Raw genomic sequence first — 16,532 nt, forward strand, 5'->3', positions numbered from 1 at the left:
GACATGAGGCTCCGCCATATAGAAGTCTTCCACGCGATCATGCAGGCCGGCACGATCAGCGGCGCGGCGCAGCTGCTCCACATCTCGCAACCCGCCGTGACCAAGGTGCTGCAGCACTGCGAGCTGCAGCTCGGCATGCCGCTGTTCGACCGCGTCCGCGGCAAGCTCTATCCCACGCCGGAAGCGCAGCGGCTCTTCGTCGAGATCGACAAGCTCAACCGCGACCTGGTCGCGATCCGGCGCCTGGCCGCCAACCTGCGCAGCGGCGAATCCGAATCGCTGCGCCTGATGGCCACGCCGACGCTGGGCGCCTCGGTGATCCCCGCCGCGATGACGCACTGGGCGCAAGCCTTCCCGCGCAGCCGCTGCCAGCTCAGCACGAATCACACCCGCGAGATCGTCTCGGCGTTGCTGCTCGGCGAGGCCGACCTCGCCCTCAGCCTGCAGGACCCGCGCCACCCCGGCATCAAGGCCGAGGTGCTGGCCAGCGGCACGATGATGGCGCTGTGCCCGATGCACAGCCCCGAGGCCCAAGGCACCGGTCCGCTGCCGCTGGAGGAGATCCAGTCCGAGCTGATCGCGATGGCCGAGGACGACCCGCTCGGCCACATGCTGCACAACGCCAGCGAGGCCGAAGGCCGTCACCTCGACAGCCGCATCACCGTGCAGACCTACCAGCTCGCCCGCGCGCTGGTGGAGGCCGGCGTCGGCATGACCGCGGTCGATCCCTTCACCGCCGCGTCGGCCGACCGCACCCGCGTGAAGGTCCGCCCGCTCGCGCCGGCCATGAGCATCCAGCTGTACCTGCTGACCTCCGCCAGCGCACCGCTGGCGCAGGCCGCGCGCCGGCTGGTCACCTACCTGCGCGACGCCGCCCGCGCCAACCTCGAGAGCCTGGAGTGACGCGCCCCCGCGTCTGATCTTCCGGCTCCACGTCGCCCCACCATGACTCCGGACGCCTCTGCCGCCAACGCCCCTCCGCCGCCCATCCCCTGCGAGGAGATCGCCGCGCACGCGGAGTTCCGCGCGCTGCTGACGATCCCCGGCATCGCGGTGGACCTGCGTTATGCGACCCCCGACAACTTCGTCGGCCGCAACGTCTACGGCGGACTGGACTGCGCCTACCTGCGCCGCGAGTCGGCGGACGCCGTGGCGGAGGCGGCCGCCTTCCTCGGCCGCCACTGCCCCGGCGTGACGCTGGTGGTGCTGGACGCGCTGCGGCCGCAACGCGTGCAGGAGGCGCTGTGGGCCGAGCTCGAAGGCACGCCGCTGACGAAGTACCTCGCGCATCCGGCGCGGCGTTCCATCCATTCCTTCGGCATGGCGGTCGACGTCACGCTGCTCGACGCCGAGGGCCGCGAGCTCGACATGGGCACCGGCTTCGACGAGATGACGCCCGCCTCGCACCCCGAGTTCGAAGCCGAGCAGCTCGCCGCCGGCGGCCTGACCGCCGACCAGCTCCGTCACCGCGGCTGGCTGCGGGCGGCGATGCGCCACGCCGGCTTCCAGACCATCAGCACCGAGTGGTGGCACTTCGACTTCGGCGACCGGGAACGCGTCCGCCGCGAGCTGCCGCTGGTGATCTGACCGCTTTCCGGAGATTCCATGACCGCTTCCCGTCGCCAGATCCTGACCGGCGCCGCCACGGCGGCGGCCACCGCGTTCGGCGCGCTACCGGCAGCACACGCCCAGAAGTCCGGGCCCGAGCCGCTGCGCGCGCGTCGGCTGAAGGTCGGCGACACGATCGGCCTCGTCAGCCCCGCCAACGCCACCTACGAGCGCGAGCCGCTGGAGATCGCCGTCGAGTCGCTCGAAGCGCTCGGCTTCAAGGTCAAGCTCGGCGCCAACGTGCGCGGGCGCTACGGCCAGTTCGGCGGCACCGACGTGCAGCGCGCCGCCGACATCAACGACTTCTTCGCCGACGACGAGGTCGCGGGCCTCCTCGCGCTGACCGGCGGCTCCGGCTGCAACCGCATCGTCGACAAGCTGAACTACGCGCTGATCCGCCGCAAGCCGAAGTTCTTCGGCGGCTTCTCGGACCTGACCAGCCTGGTCAACGCGATCCACCGGCAGACGGGGCTGATCACCTTCCACTGCCCGGTCGCGGGCTCGGAGTGGAACGAGTTCTCCCTTCAGCACTTCCGCGCCGTCGCGATGGATGCGCAGGCGGACCTGCTGCAGAACCCGCAGGGCGAGCGCGGCGCCAGCCTGGTCCAGCGCGAGGACCGCATCAGCACGCTGCGTCCGGGCCTGGCGCGCGGGCCGCTGGTCGGCGGCAACCTGGCGGTGCTGAGCTCGCTGGCGGGGTCGCCGTTCTTCCCGGACACGCGCGGCGCGATCCTCTTCCTCGAAGAGATCAACGAATACATCTACCGCGTCGACCGCATGCTCTCGACGCTGCGCCTGTGCGGCGCGCTCGACCAGCTGGCCGGCGTCGTGCTGGGCAAGTTCACGCAGTGCGGACCGGGCGACGGCAACTTCGGCACGCTGACGCTGGACGAGGTCTTCGACGACTACTTCCTCCCGCTGAACGTGCCCGTCTACCGCGGCGCCATGATCGGCCACATCAAGCGCAAGTTCACCGTACCGGTGGGCCAGCCCGCCGAGATGGACGCACGCGCCGGCACGCTGCGGCTGCTGTCGCCGGCGGTGCGCTGAGGGGTGACGGATGACGGGATCGGGAGCCCGCACTCACCGACCCTCTCCACCCTCCGGAAGGCTCTGCCATGGACCCGGCAGCTCCCGCATTCGTTCCCGTGACGCCGGCAGCCGGCATGGAGGCCGCCGCCATCGCCGCGGCCGCTGCTGTCCGTGACGGGAAGTCCTCCGATGAACTGGCGCAGGGCGCGCTCCATTGGGAATGCACCTGGCGCATCGGGCTGATGTGGACGGCGGAGCAGCTGACGACCGCGTATACGCCGCAGGTGCGCGAGGGGCTTCGGGGCTGGGCGCAGTACCTCGAGGCCATGGCGGACGATCTGAAGACGCAGGCGCGCAAGGGCCACGTGACCGGCATCGAGGAACGCCTGCGGCAGTGCGACCGGATCTGGGCCGCCAATCAGCGCATCCTCCAGCGCGTCGTCAACAAGGAAGGCCGGCCGGTCGAACAGCTCGCCGCGGACCCCGAGCAACAGGCGATGAGCATGTTCCTGTTCAACAGGAATGCCTTCTTCAAGATGTGCAAGATGGGCTGGTTCGCGCAGGTCGGACTGCTTCCGCAGCAGGATCGCGCCCGGTTCATCGACCTCATGGACCGGCTGGAGATCTGCAGCGATCCCGCGGCCGGGCACCATCTCCTGCGCCTGCTGAATCACCACGCGCCGCAGGTCAGCCGGGACCCCTTGCGTCGCTTCTGAGCGCGCTCAGCGCCGCGCCACCCAGTCCACCAGCGCGTCGATCGCCGGACGCGCCTTCGCCGCCTGATCGTCGTTGACGATCGCGACGACGATCCAGGTCTTGCCCGTCGAGTCCGGCACGAAGCCGGCCAGCGCCACCACGTCGCGCAGGGTGCCGGTCTTCATCCTCGCCCGGCCCTCGGCGGCCGTGCCCTTGAAGCGGCGGATCAGCGTGCCGTCGACGCCGGCCACCGGCAGGGTGGCCAGCAGTTCGGGGCCGTGCGCGCCGCGCGCCGAAGCCTGCAGCATCGCCGCCATCTGCGCCGCGGACGCGCGCTCGCTGCGCGACAGGCCGGAGCCGTTCTCCAGCGTCAGGCCGGTCGTGGTGATCTTCTGCGCGTCGAACCACTCGCGCACGACGCGTGCGGCCGCCTCGCGGGTGTCCTCGCCGGGCCGGGCCGCCGACGCGCCCAGGCGCAGGAAGAGCATCCGCGCCAGCGCGTTGTCCGAGGACTTCATGACCGGCCGCAGCAGCTCCGCCAGCGGGCGGTCGCGGTGCTGCGCCAGCACGCGGGCGCCTTCGGGCGTCGCCCCCTCGCGGATCTCCCCCGACAGCGTGCCCCCCAGGGAGCCCCACAGCTGCCGCAGCGCCTGCGTCGTCTCCCACTGGCGATCCAGCACGTTCAGCGACTGCAAGACCTGGCACCCGCGCGGGAACCCGCCCGCGAGCACCAGCCGCCCGCCGCCGTCCGGCAAGGCCTCGAAGCGCGACGGCTGCCAGTCGTCGTCCCAGTCCTTGCAGGGCTTGTCGTTCAGCTGGACGGCGCTCGCGTCGACCGCGAGTCCGCCGAACTGCGGGAACGGCCGCACCGTCAGCCCGCGGTCGTCGGACCAGAAGTCGTACTGCAGCAGGTTGCCGTTGAGGTGCAGCGCGTCCGGGATGACGTTGTACGGAAACTCCGCCTGCTCATCGAATCGCGGCGCGCCGATGTCCGGACGCGCGGGGTTGAACAGCCCGCGATCGACGACGATGCCGTCGGCCAGTTCACGCACGCCATGGCGCTCGCGGACCTCGCGCAGCATCGCCCACAACGCGGGCCAGTCGAGGTCGGCATCGGCGCCGCCCTTGAGCACCAGCGGACCGTCGAGGCGGCCGTCGCGGATCTCGCCGGCGGCCAGCAGCTGGGTCTGTCCCCGGCTGTTGGGACCGAGCCGGTCCAGCGCCACCACCGCGGTGATCGTCTTCATCGTCGAGGCCGGCGCCATCGGCCGGTCCGCGTTCAGACGCAGCCCCGTGCCCGGCGCGTCCAGCGGATAGGCCACCACCGCCAGCGACGAGGCCGGCACGCCGGCCTGGCGCAACGCGGACTCGACCGGCGGGGGCGGGGTGTCGACGAAGGTGGCGCAGCCGCTCGTCACGAGCGCGGCGGCGAGAAGCACGAGAGCGGGGATCGATCGCATGAGCAGCGACTGTATATTCCCGGCCCCGCTGCATTCCCGCAGGTTATACGCGCGAGACAAGCATTCATCGGGACGGAAACAACAAATGGGTGACGTTCCTATGACGGTCAAAACCGCTCGTGCTTGAAGATCGTTCACAGCTCGCAACACAGCAACACCCCAGGGTCGCCCCGCATCGGACGGCCCCCGTCGTTGGAGGCGTTCCCAGGACGCCGGACCGGTTAACAAGGAGAAGGTCGTGAAACTGAATCAACTCGCCCGCTGCCTCGTCGTGGTGGGACTGGGCGCCCACGCGGCGGCCTGGTCGCAGGAAGTCCAGAAGATCGAGCGGGTGGAGATCACCGGCTCGAGCATCAAGCGCATCCAGGACGAGGGCGCGCTGCCGGTGCAGACCATCTCGCGCCGCGACCTGGACCGCCAGGGCATCGTGTCGGCCGAGCAGCTGATCGCCACGCTCTCCTCCAACGGCAACGGCCTGGACAACCTGGCCTCCAACGCGGACGTGGTCTCGGGCCAGTCCCGCGGCAACAACGGCGCGACCTCCGCCAACCTGCGCCTGCAAGGCGCCAACGCGACGCTGATCCTGCTGAACGGCCGCCGCATCGCCGCGCACGGCCTGAACGGCGGCGTCGTCGACCTGAACCAGATCCCGATGGCCGCGATCGAGCGCGTCGAGGTGCTGAAGGACGGCGCCTCGTCGACCTACGGCACCGACGCCGTCGGCGGCGTCATCAACTTCATCCTGCGCAAGGACTACACCGGCCTGACCGTCAGCGGCTTCACCGACGTGACGCAGCACGGCGGCGGCAACATCTACCGCGGCTCGGTGACCGGCGGCGTCGGCAACATCGACAAGGACGGCTTCAACGTCATGGCCGTGCTGTCCATGACGGACAACAAGCGCCTGGACGGCTCGCAGCGCGGCTTCGTCAACAGCTTCCAGCCCGAACGCGGCCTGTCCCCGGACACGCGCGGCACGCCGTTCGCGACGGTCTTCTTCTCGCCCACGATCACGCCGCCGGTCTACAACGGCGCGACCCTCACCAGCGCCAACATCCTGGACCTGCCGGGCGGCGCGGGTTGCGCCTCGCAGCCGGGCATGGCCCCGTACGCGGAGAAGCTCTGGAACTCCGCCGCCGCGTCGCCGGCCAACCAGTTTGGTTGCGCGTGGGATTCGGGCAAGGCCGCGGTGATCCAGCAGCCGGTGAAGAACACCAACCTGGTGACGCGCGGCATGCTCAAGCTGGGCGAGCACACGCTGACCGGCGAAGTGCTGCTGGGCAAGTCGGAATCGCAGAAGATCTTCTCCGCCAACCAGATCAGCAGCGGCAGCGCGACCGCGACGATCGGGCTGCCCAACGGCACCAGCGTGCCGAGCCCGTTCCGCAGCCTGGCCTATCCGTCGAGCGGCGCGAGCTACCAGACCGTGTGGAACGCGCTGGTGGGCGCCTTCCCGTCGCTGGCCTCGCAGACCGGCAAGCCGCTGGCCTTCCGCTGGCGCTGCATGGAGTGCGGCCAGCGCGAGTTCGAGACCACCACCGACACCGGCCGCTACCTGCTGAGCATGGACGGCCCGCTGCCCTTCCTCAAGGACTGGGACTACAAGGTCGGCGCGTCGCAGGCCTTCAGCAAGAGCAATTCGGTGCTGGGCTCCGGCTACCAGAACTGGGTGGGCCTGGCCAACCTGATCAACACCGGCGTGCTCAATCCCTTCCTGCTGGCCGGCCAGTCGCAGACGCCGGCGGCGCTGGCGGCGCTGGACGCGATCTCGGCGGAGGGCACCAAGCTCTACGGCGGCAAGTACACGACCGACGAGTACGACGCGACCGCGTCCGGCCCGCTATTCAAGCTGCCCGCCGGTGACGTGATGGGCGCGGTGGGCGTGGACTACCGGATCGAGAAGTACCGCTTCGACGGCAACCAGACGGTCAACACCAACGACATCAACACCTGGATCTTCAACGCCCCGTTCGACAACGTGAACGCGCTGAGCGGCGTGAAGCGCAAGGTGGGCGCGATCTTCGGCGAGACCATCATCCCGATCGTCAAGAACCTGGACCTGAACCTCTCGGTGCGCTACGACAAGTACACCGGCTTCGGCAGCACGACCAACCCCAAGGCCTCGATCCGCTACCAGCCGATCGACAGCCTGGTGTTCCGCGCGTCGTACAGCACCGGCTTCCGCGTGCCGACCTTCAACCAGCTGTTCAACGGCGTCACCGAGTCGCCCTACACCGGCGCGGGCGTGCCGGATCCGTCGACCTGCCCGACCAACGTGGTCAGCAACACGCCGGGCTGCCAGGCGGTCACCTTCAACACGCTGTTCGGCGGCCGCAACGACCTGAAGCCGGAAGAGTCGAAGATGTCCAACATCGGCTTCGTGTGGCAGCCGATGAAGGATTTCAGCGCGTCGGTGGACCTGTGGGACATCCGTCGTGACGGCCAGATCCAGAGCCTGACGCTGACGCAGATCCTGAACAACTACCAGCTGTTCCCGCAGGCCTTCCAGCGCGACGCCAACGGCGTGCTGCAGACGGTGGACACCCGGTGGGTCAACACCGGCGAGACGCAGACGCGCGGCCTGGAACTGTCGATGCGCGGCAGCACGGCGATGAACGGCGGCCGCCTGAGCGCGGGGCTGGACGGCACCTACCTGCTGCGCAAGCGCTCCAAGCTGCTGGACAACGTGGCCTTCGGCCCGAGCGAGATCGGCCAGTTCACGCGGTCGAGCGAGCTGGGCATCCGCTGGAAGCACAGCGCGTACATCACCTACACGTACGGCGACTGGGCCTGGTCGCTGCGCCAGCAATACAGCACGGGCTACTACGGCTACGTCCCGCCGGGCGTGGCCAACGGCAACGCGTCGGCGCCGGCCTTCGAGCCGTGGGTCAAGGCGTACTACCTGCACCATGCGAGCGTGGCCTACAGCGGCGTCAAGAACCTGACGGTCACCGTGGGGGTGAAGAACCTCTTCGACCAGGCGCCGCCGTTCGCCAACAGCTACGACACCAACACCGGTTCGGGCAGCTCGTGGGAACCGCGTGTGGCCGACCCGCGCGGACGCTCGTTCACGCTGGGGCTGGACTACAAGTTCTTCTGATCAGGGTGCGCCTGCCGCCTTGCGCGGCAGACCCACAGACACCAAGCCCGCCGGGAGACCGGCGGGCTTTTTTACGTCTTGGTGTCCGGACCGTGCGGAGTCAATGGAAACACGCGCCCCATGCCCTGTTCCCGGATCGCGTGCAACAGGCGCAGGACCGGCCCGGTGGGGCGAGTGATTCCCTGTTCATACCGGCGCAGCAGGCGTGCCGTCGTGTTGAGCATGTTGGCGAAGGTGTAAATGCTCAGGTCCTCCGCCTCCCGGATGGCTCGAACCTCCTCCGGCGTCAGCGGCGCCGGAGGAGGCATGCCGCACCATGCCAGACGTGTCATTCGTTCGTCGCTCACCCACCCGCGAGCGTGCATGGCACGTCCAGTTTTTACCATTCGGTCAATCGAGTCGCACTTGCGCTTACGCATCACAGATCACCTCCTTCAAGAGTCCTGATTCGACGGCGTTCGCCAATTGGTCGGCACGCATCTCCTTCAGGAGCGCGTTCGTTTGCTTGCAGCTGTCTAGCCTCCATGCTTCGATGTTGGCGACAACGTTCTTCGCATAACCCTCGATGAAGAACCACGGAGCGCCTTGTCGATGGGCGACGATCACGCGATACCCATCGCGTTTGCCGCCCCCGGATCGTCCGATCCGTTTCTTGAAGAGTCCACTACCGAGATTTGCATCGATCAGCCCTCGTTCCATTTCCGCCACTGCGCGGCACAGGTCGCCGTCTCTGCATCGCCTGCTTGCGCATCCAACGTTGAAAGCCCTCGACCAGATAGACAGCATTCGCCACATCGACCTCTTCGCACTGTTGCGAGAGGACTGAGTGACAGGTCATGCCCAGGACTGATTCGTCCTGAAGTCGGCCCCCTGATGGGGGAGGCGCAGCGCTCAGGCCCTGAGCGTTCTCTCGCCCGGATCCAAGGTCACCGCGACGCCGATCGGCAGCGGCAGGTGGGGCGTCGTGTGGCCGCTCGGCCAGCCGGCGAGGACCGGGATGCCGAGGTCGCCGAAGTAGTCGGCGAGCACCTCGTCGGGCGGGTCGGCGTCGGTGAAGCTGCCGAGCAGCAGGCCGGCGATCTCGTCGAGCGCGCCGGCCAGGCGGAGCTGGCACAGCAGGCGGTCGATCTTGTAGGGGTCCTCGCCGATGTCCTCGAGGAACAGGACCGCGCCGCGCAGGTCCGGCATGAACGGCGTGCCGAGCAGCGCGACGAGCACCGCCAGGTTGCCGCCGCTCAGCATGCCGCGCACCGGCGCCGAGCCGCGGTTGAGAGGATGCGGCGCGAGCGCCGGTCCGAGTGAGTCGCCGACGCGCAGGCCGCGGCGCAGTCGATCGGCCAGCGCGACGGCATCGGCCCAGCCGGCATCGCCCTTGTGCCAGTCCGAGGCCGGCATCGGCGCATGCCAGCCGGCAATGCCCAGCTGCTGCCGCAGCGCGTGCAGCGCCGTGAGATCGCTGTAGCCGATCAGCGGCTTCCGCGAGCGACGCAGCAACGCGCGATCGATGCGGTCGAGCAGCCGCAGGCAGCCGTAGCCGCCGCGCAGGCCGATCACCGCATCGACGTGGGGATCGTCCAGCGCCTCGTGCAGGTCGGCGAGACGTCGTCCATCGTCCGCCGCGAGGTGGCCGAGGAAGGCCGGTCCGTGGCAGCCGGGGAAGAGCTTCGCGCGAAAGCCCAGCCGCTCGATCAGCGGCACGACACGGTCGAGCGTGCCGTCCCTCGGCGGACCGGCGGGTGCGATCACGCCGAGGCACGCGCGCTCGGGCAGCGGGGGCAGCAGGAAGGTGTCGTCAGCCATGAGGAGCGGGGCGGGACTCCAGCCACGCCGCCATCCGCGCGTCGATCGCGGCGCCGAGCGCCGGGATGCGCCAGGTCGTGGCGCAGCTGGGGTGCGGAGCGTAACGCGAGCCGAGGTTGCTCAGCAGCGCGATCAGGTAATGCCGGCGTCGGGGCAGGATGCCGCGCACGATGCCGGCGTCGGACGTGTAGTTCTCGGTGTTGCCGGTCTTGTGCGCGAACCAGACCTCGCCGCCCATGGCGAAGCGGCGCAGATCGCCGGGCAAGGACACCTCGCCGGCATGCAGCGCACCGTCCGGCATGAGCCAGCGACCCGGCAGGCGCGCCGGGAGACCCGGCACCCAGCCGGGCACGCCACCGAGCGCGCCGCTCGACAGCACCTGATGCAGCGCCTGGTCCTGCAAGGCATGCATCGCCTGGTTGCGGCTCTCGGGCGAGAGCCGCGGTGCGTCGGCGCGCAGCCACGGCGCGCGCGGCGCCACCGGGTCCAGCCACCACAGCAGACGCACGGTGTCCCACGCGGTCATCTGGATCTGGCCCACGCCCGATCCCGAGCCGTTGCCCCATCCGCCTTCCGCCGTCGTGTTGGCGAAGCGCAGCGTCGTCAGCCCGAGCGAGGCGAACAGCGTGTGCAGTTCGTTGCGCACCTCACGTCCACCATCGCGACGGATCGCGCCGGCGGCGTGCATCAGCGTGACCAGCGCCGAGGTCGCCTCGTTGCTGCTCCACGTGACCATGTCATAGGCCCAGTCGGACACGGCGCGCTCACGGCCGCCGTAGCTCAGCGGCTGCCACCATCCGGCGCGCCCCTGGTCGACCAGACGGCCCACACCCGCCAGCAGCATCAGCTTCAGCAAGGACGCGGGGTAAGGCGCCACCATCCGGCCTCCGCCCTCGCCCACCTCACCGGCCAGCGGCGCCCAGGCCATCGCCGACCAGTCGGACCCCGGACGCCATGCGATCGAGTTGCCTTCGGCGTCGCGTTGATCGGCCAGGTACCGGATATTGCGCACGGGCCCCGCACCGGCCGCGATGTCGGCGATGAGCCCCTGTGGATGCTCGCGCGAGAACAGCACGTTCGCCGCGATCGGCGCGCCGCGTTCCGGGAACGCGACCACGGCGAGGTCGATGCTCGGGAAGTGCCGGATCGGCCGGCCATCATCCTGCGGATCACGCGTGGCGCCGAAGTCCTGCGCGAGCACCTCAGCGCGCAGCGCCTCGGCGAGCGAGGCCGCGTCCAGCGCGACGGGCTTGGCGGCCGTCGTCATCGCGGACCCTCAGGCGGCGCGGAGTTGCAGCCCGTCCAGCGCGATGGGGCTGGGCTTGCCGGAAACGAGGTCGGCCACGATGCGGGCCGAGCCGAACGAGAAGGTGAATCCCAGGGCGCCATGGCCGACATTCAGCCACAGCCCGCGCAACGGCGTCTCGCCGAGCATGGGCGCGCCGCTCGGCGTCGCCGGCCGCAGGCCGGCCCAGGGCACGGCGTGCTCGTAGTCGGCCGCTTTCGGGAAGGTCTCGCGCACGTTGCGCTGCAGCGCCGCCAGACGCTTGGGATCGATGCTCGTGTCGTCGCCGACGAGATCCACCATCGCCGCGACGCGGAGCTGGTCGCCGATGCGCGCATAGAGCGTCTTGCGTTCGAAGTCCGTGACGCTGACCGTCGGCGGGCGGTGCACGCCGTTGATCGGCGCGGACAGGCTGTAGCCCTTCAGCGGATACAGCGGGAGCCGCACGCCGACGAGGTCCGCCAGCGCCGCGCTCTGCAGCCCGGCGGCGAGCACGATGCCGTCCGCGACCAGATCGCCCTGGTCCGTCCTCAGCGCGACGACACGATCGCCCTCGACGGCGAAACCGGTGGCATTGGCCTTCACCCGCCCCCGGAAATTCGGATGCCGCGCGAGCCGCTCGCCCAGCTGCACGCTCAGCGCGTGGCAATCGGCCACGGCCTCGCCGGAGGTGAAGATCCCGCCGGCCAGCCACTGCGCGCCGCCGTCACCGAGCGAGGGCTCGATCGCGAGGCATTCATCGCGGGTCAGCGCCCGTTCCGGCCCACCGGCGGGGGTGCGCGCGGCGACGCGGGCGAATTCTTCCGGCTTGCGATACACGACCAGCTTGCCGGGCGTGCGCAGCGCGATGGCATCGAGCGCCGCGTGCCGCTGCAATTCGCCGAAGCACTGCTGGCTGAAGGCGCCCAGTTCGAGCAGGCGTTCGGTCGTGCGCCGGTTGACCGGTCCGCGGCAATGCGCGAGGAAGGACGCCAGCCAACGCCATTGCGCCGTCGTGCCGTCCGGCTTGAAACGCAGCGGGCCGTCCGGATCGAGCAGCCAGCGCAGCGCCTTCAGCGGCACGCCGGCGTCCGCCAGCGGCGACACGTAGCGATAGCTGAGCTGCCCCCCGTTCGCACGGCTCGCGCCCGTGCCGAGCGTGGCCTCGCGCTCCACGAGCGTCACCCGATGCCCCGCCTCCGCCAGGGCCCAGGCGGTGGTGACGCCCACGACGCCCCCACCGATCACGACTAGCTGCTTCATCCCGGACGAATTCATTCTTGAATGGTCCGGGAGGTTACGGACTCGTGACGGCGTCAGCCAATGAAAGCGGTGCCGCTACCCATAACCTCGCCGAATGCGCGCAAGGGCAATGCCCGTGGCGTCGACGGCGGAACATGTCGGCGATCGTTCCCTGCCTCGGTCATCCGATGCCTCAAGAGGGCATGGTCCACCACCCAGCAGCCTTCATTCGGCCGTCCGCCATGGCGCGGGTGGCAAGCCGGCCATCCGACGGCGTCCATGGATTCCCGGATCGCGTCCATGATCTTGTTCTCGCCGTGACTGCCCACGATGAACAGGGTCCCGGGATTGATCGTTCCCGCATCAAACTGTTGACGGAAGATGACCCGCGCCACGTCGGCACAGATCCCGTTCGTTGCAAGCTTCGCGCCGGTCTCCACGAATTGACGGTGCAGGTTCAGTTCGTTTCGAGTGCCGTGACGCCCCAAGGAGGGCAGGAAGACCTCGCGCTCGACGGCATGGTTCAGATACCTGGTCGCCAGATCATGCTGGCCTGCCCGCTCGTGCGCCGAGATCAGCGCGTTGTAGACGCTCACGTCTGGACGCACGCGCTCGCCGGTCTTCGAATTGACGGCGCGATCCAGTTCATCGAAGCAAGCCCGCGCATCGGCCAACCTGCTGCCGCAATGGGCGATGCCGCTGACGGTCACCCGCAGCACGTCCGACGCCGTGCACCTCCCTTCCACGAAGGCCTGGACCGTCGCCGCATTGCGTGCCAGCGCCTGGCCCGGGCCCTGCTGCCGCCGCAATGCAGAGGCACCGGGGGAGGACGTGGCATGGAACGCCAGATGCCATCGGGGCTTTCTCGTGTCGCGCCGCGGTGCGGCGTCCGCCTCATGCGTCGGGGCTGCGGCGGCCGGCTCGGCGCCCACATCGGGCAAGGGAGCACCCAGGGCGGGGAAATCGCGGGTGAAATCCAAGGTCGTCAACATGGCACTTCCTGTTCGAGGGCTCGACGGAGTGCACATGCAAACCCACCGGGTTCGCTTGACAACGTTCTGGAAACAAGAAGGGCAGCCTCGCGGCTGCCCTCGATCACCACGGAAGACCGGGTCAGGTCATGCCAGGACGGCCGCCATCGCGTTCGCCGTCGCCTCGACGTTGCGCGTGTTCAGGCCCGCGATGCACATGCGGCCGGAGCGCAGGATGTAGACGCCGAATTCCTCGCGCAGGCGGTCCACCTGCTCCGGGGTCAGGCCGGTGTAGCTGAACATGCCGCGCTGCTTCAGGAAGTAGTCGAAGTTGCGACCCGGCACCTTGGCCGAGACCACCTCGAACAGCGCGTTGCGCATCGCCAGGATGCGCTCGCGCATCTCCTCGACCTCGCCTTCCCACAGCGCGCGCAGCGCCGGGTCGCCCAGCACCTTGGCCACGACCTGGCCGCCGTGCATCGGCGGGTTCGAGTAGTTGCGGCGGATCGTGAACTTCAGCTGCCCCAGCACGTTGGCCGCCTGCGCCGCGTCCGGGCACACCACCGACAGGGCGCCGCAGCGCTCACCGTACAGGCTCATGTTCTTGGAGAAGCTGTTCGCGACGAAGAAGCTCAGCCCCGCCGCGGCCAGCGCGCGGATCGCGAAGGTATCTTGCTCCAGCCCGTCGCCGTAGCCCTGGTAGGCCAGGTCCAGGAAGGGGATCAGCTCGCGCTCCTGCAGCACCGGGATCAGCGCGTCCCACTGCGACTGCGACAGGTCCACGCCCGTCGGGTTGTGGCAGCACGCGTGCAGCAGCACGACGCTGCGCGCCGGCATCTCCGACAGCGCCTGCAGCATCGCGTCGAAACGCAGGCCGCCGGTCTTGGGGTCGTAGTACGGGTAGCTGCGGCACTCGATGTACGAGCCCTCGAAGACGGCGCGGTGGTTGTCCCAGGTCGGGTCGCTCAGGTAGATCGCGCTGTCGGGGAAGTAGCGCTTGATGAAGTCCGCGCCGACCTTCAGGCCGCCGGACGAGCCCACGCCCTGGATGGTCGCGACACGCTTGCCCTGCAGCGCTTCGCTGTCGGCGCCGAAGAGCAGCTTCTGCACCTCGGTGCGGAAGTTGGCCGCGCCCTCCATCGGCAGGTAGGGCCGCGCACCGGCCTGTTCCACCACCGCCAGCTCGGCGCGGCGCACGGAGTCCAGCATCGGGATGCGGCCGTCGTCATCGAAGTAGATGCCGATGGACAGGTTGATCTTCTGCGTGCGCGGATCCTTCTGGAACGCCTCGTTCAGGCTCAGGATGGGATCGCCCGCGTAGGCGTCGACGTGCTGGAACATGCTGGAAACTCCACGTTGGACTATCGGCTCGCGTCATTATCCCCAGCCGCGTGCGCCCGCACCGGAACACACCCCCTGCCGATGCGCCGATACAGGGCGACGACAATGCCGGCTTCGCATGACCTGATCCATCCGCTTCACAGAATCACATGATCAACGACTTCAACGCGCGCGGCGCCGCCTGCCTGCCCGGCCACATGGGCATCGAGATCGTCGAGGTCGAAAAAGGCCGCGTCTTCGCGCGGCTGCCGGTCACCCAGCAGGTCATGGCGCCCAACGGCTACCTGCACGCCGGCAGCGTCGTCACGCTGGCCGACACCTGCTGCGGCTACGGCTGCATCTCGTCGCTGCCCGACGGCGCGCAGAACTTCACCACGGTCGAGCTCAAGTCCAACCACCTCGGCACCGCCCGCGACGGCGTCATCGAATGCCTCGCCACCGCAGTCCACATGGGCCGCACGACCCAAGTCTGGGACGCGACCGTCACGCACAACGGCAAGACCATCGCGCTGTTCCGCTGCACGCAGATGGTCCTGTATCCGAAGGCTTGACGCGCTGCGTCCTGCCACCTGCTGCGCGCTTGGCCGCCATGGCATGGGGCCTTGCCGGCAAGCGGCAAAACCCCAAGCCATGCCGTCCCTGAACGACCGGGGACTGCCTTAGAGCGCTTTGCCGCTGCCAATGGCCATCACGAGGCGCGTGACGAGGACCAGTTTCGGCGCGATGGCGTCGACGACGACGTATTCGCTGTCGCTGCTGTGCGCGCCGTAGCCGCGCACGCCCAGACCCTCGATCACCGGCGCCTTGGTCGCCAGCGACGCATAGGCGGCATCGGTGCCGCCGCCGGTCGGACGATCGCGCACGACCAGCTCCAGCTTCTGCTCGTCGGCCAGGGCCTTGACCTTCGCGGCCAGCGCGCGCGACGCGTCGGTCGCCGACAGCGGCGGACGGCCGCGGTTGAAGCTCAAGGTCACTTCCGCATCCGGAACCAGCTTGTTCTGGATGCGCTTGCGCAGCTCGGCTTCCAGGGCGTCGAAGTCGGCGAAGCGGTCCGCCCGTGCATCCGCCTGGGCCTCGGCGCGCTCCGGAATCGCGTTGCGGACCGAGCCCGCCTTGGACATCGTCCAGTTCAGGTGCAGGCCGCGCTTGGGATCTGACAGGTCGCGCGTCTGCAGGATCTGGTGGGACAGCTCGGTCAGGGCGTTGATGCCCTTCTCCGGCGCCGCGCCCGCATGCGACGAGCGCCCCTTGACCTTCAGGTCCACCGAGGCGATGCCGCTGGTGGCCAGGCGCACCGTGTCCGGCGTGGTCGGACCGCCGCCGCCTTCGAAGGACAGCACGGCGTCATGCTCGCCGCCGAGCGCGGTGATCAGCGGGTTCGAGCCGGGGGAACCGATCTCTTCGTCGCCGTTGATCAGCACGGTGATCTCGGCGTAGTCCTTGAAGCCCACCGACTTCAGCAGGGCCAGCGCATGGAGGATGGTGGCGACACCCTGCTTGTCGTCGGCGATGCCCAGCCCGTAGGCGTGGTTGCCGTCGATGCGGAAGGGCTGCTGCTTCAGGCCGCCGCGCTGGTAGACGGTGTCCATGTGCGCGATCAGCATCAGGCGCTTGCCGTTGGCGTTGCCGCCCTTGAACGAGGCCCGCACGACCTGGCCGACCTTCGCCGGACCGTCGCCCGCGTCCGAGGTCGGCGAGGCGATGGTCGTGTCCGGATCGATCAGCTGGACCTGGCCGCCCAGGTCGCGCAGCCGCTGCGCGATGACGCCGGCGATGCGGTCCAGGCCCTGGCGGTCGGAGCTGCCGGACTCGATCTCGACCAGCTGCTGCAGCGTCTTCATCAGCGCGGGCTGCTCCTTGGCGGCGAGGGCGGTGAGCTCGGGCACCGTCTGCGCCTGGGCGCCGAGGGCGCTCATCGCGGCCAGGGCCAGCGCCGCGCGGCGCAGTCGGGGGAAGGAGGAGGAGGCAGACATCGGGGCGGTCATCTTCGGAGTCTCCAGGCGTTCTTGTGGGGGAGC

The 16,532-nt window shown here is 69.4% G+C and carries 15 protein-coding genes; 6 read left to right on the plus strand and 9 right to left on the minus strand.

Features of this window, described 5'->3' with window-relative positions:
- Positions 1-3 precede the first annotated feature (3 nt).
- The 4 genes from ABE85_RS21720 to ABE85_RS21735 all read left to right on the plus strand — a co-directional run bounded on the left by ABE85_RS21720 (position 4) and on the right by ABE85_RS21735 (position 3,356).
- A complete protein-coding gene (locus ABE85_RS21720; RefSeq protein ID WP_067279572.1) occupies positions 4-903 on the plus strand; it encodes a LysR family transcriptional regulator in 900 nt (299 codons plus the stop codon).
- A gap of 42 nt (positions 904-945) precedes the next feature.
- Positions 946-1,587: a M15 family metallopeptidase gene (locus ABE85_RS21725; RefSeq protein ID WP_067279574.1), complete on the plus strand. Its 642-nt coding sequence runs from the start codon at positions 946-948 to the stop codon at positions 1,585-1,587.
- A gap of 18 nt (positions 1,588-1,605) precedes the next feature.
- Positions 1,606-2,658: an LD-carboxypeptidase gene (locus tag ABE85_RS21730; RefSeq protein WP_067279577.1), complete on the plus strand. Its 1,053-nt coding sequence runs from the start codon at positions 1,606-1,608 to the stop codon at positions 2,656-2,658.
- 68 nt (positions 2,659-2,726) lie between these two features.
- Positions 2,727-3,356 (plus strand): hypothetical protein, encoded by a 630-nt coding sequence (locus ABE85_RS21735; RefSeq protein WP_157522753.1) that lies wholly within the window; start codon positions 2,727-2,729, stop codon positions 3,354-3,356.
- 6 nt (positions 3,357-3,362) lie between these two features.
- Here ABE85_RS21735 and dacB read toward each other — a convergent pair whose 3' ends face one another.
- Positions 3,363-4,775: a D-alanyl-D-alanine carboxypeptidase/D-alanyl-D-alanine-endopeptidase gene (dacB, locus tag ABE85_RS21740; RefSeq protein WP_197507110.1), complete on the minus strand. Its 1,413-nt coding sequence runs from the start codon at positions 4,773-4,775 to the stop codon at positions 3,363-3,365.
- A 259-nt stretch (positions 4,776-5,034) separates the two neighbouring features.
- Between dacB and ABE85_RS21745 the strand changes: the two genes are divergently transcribed.
- A complete protein-coding gene (locus ABE85_RS21745) occupies positions 5,035-7,896 on the plus strand; it encodes a TonB-dependent receptor domain-containing protein (protein WP_067279585.1) in 2,862 nt (953 codons plus the stop codon).
- A 71-nt stretch (positions 7,897-7,967) separates the two neighbouring features.
- Here the strand turns inward: ABE85_RS21745 and ABE85_RS21750 are convergent, their stop codons facing one another.
- The 7 genes from ABE85_RS21750 to ABE85_RS21780 form a co-directional block, all read right to left on the minus strand.
- A complete protein-coding gene (locus ABE85_RS21750; RefSeq protein WP_197507111.1) occupies positions 7,968-8,243 on the minus strand; it encodes a DNA-binding transcriptional regulator in 276 nt (91 codons plus the stop codon).
- A gap of 64 nt (positions 8,244-8,307) precedes the next feature.
- Positions 8,308-8,595 carry a type II toxin-antitoxin system RelE/ParE family toxin gene (locus ABE85_RS27140; RefSeq protein ID WP_409072557.1) on the minus strand — a complete coding sequence of 96 codons (288 nt, stop codon included), beginning with the start codon at positions 8,593-8,595 and terminating at the stop codon, positions 8,308-8,310.
- Positions 8,596-8,787: 192 nt separating this feature from the next.
- Positions 8,788-9,696, minus strand: coding sequence for an LD-carboxypeptidase (locus ABE85_RS21760; RefSeq protein ID WP_067279596.1), 909 nt, complete (start codon positions 9,694-9,696; stop codon positions 8,788-8,790).
- Positions 9,689-10,963, minus strand: coding sequence for a serine hydrolase (locus ABE85_RS21765; RefSeq protein WP_067279599.1), 1,275 nt, complete (start codon positions 10,961-10,963; stop codon positions 9,689-9,691). Before ABE85_RS21765 ends, ABE85_RS21760 begins: the two co-directional genes overlap by 8 nt.
- 9 nt (positions 10,964-10,972) lie before the next feature.
- Positions 10,973-12,280: a D-amino acid dehydrogenase gene (locus ABE85_RS21770; protein ID WP_255362654.1), complete on the minus strand. Its 1,308-nt coding sequence runs from the start codon at positions 12,278-12,280 to the stop codon at positions 10,973-10,975.
- The gene (locus tag ABE85_RS21775) at positions 12,277-13,194 is read right to left on the minus strand and encodes a hypothetical protein (RefSeq protein ID WP_067279606.1); all 918 of its coding nucleotides are present in this window, start codon (positions 13,192-13,194) and stop codon (positions 12,277-12,279) included. The genes ABE85_RS21770 and ABE85_RS21775 overlap by 4 nt, the downstream gene beginning before the upstream one ends.
- A 126-nt stretch (positions 13,195-13,320) precedes the next feature.
- A complete protein-coding gene (locus ABE85_RS21780) occupies positions 13,321-14,514 on the minus strand; it encodes an amino acid aminotransferase (RefSeq protein WP_067279610.1) in 1,194 nt (397 codons plus the stop codon).
- Between the two features lie 149 nt (positions 14,515-14,663).
- On the opposite strand from ABE85_RS21780, the gene ABE85_RS21785 reads away from it, so the two are divergent.
- Positions 14,664-15,065, plus strand: coding sequence for a PaaI family thioesterase (locus tag ABE85_RS21785; RefSeq protein ID WP_067279614.1), 402 nt, complete (start codon positions 14,664-14,666; stop codon positions 15,063-15,065).
- A gap of 108 nt (positions 15,066-15,173) precedes the next feature.
- Here the strand turns inward: ABE85_RS21785 and ABE85_RS21790 are convergent, their stop codons facing one another.
- Positions 15,174-16,487: a glutamate carboxypeptidase gene (locus tag ABE85_RS21790; protein ID WP_067283313.1), complete on the minus strand. Its 1,314-nt coding sequence runs from the start codon at positions 16,485-16,487 to the stop codon at positions 15,174-15,176.
- Positions 16,488-16,532 lie beyond the last annotated feature (45 nt).

Origin of the sequence: Mitsuaria sp. 7 (assembly GCF_001653795.1) — a bacterium.
Taxonomy (GTDB): domain Bacteria; phylum Pseudomonadota; class Gammaproteobacteria; order Burkholderiales; family Burkholderiaceae_C; genus Roseateles.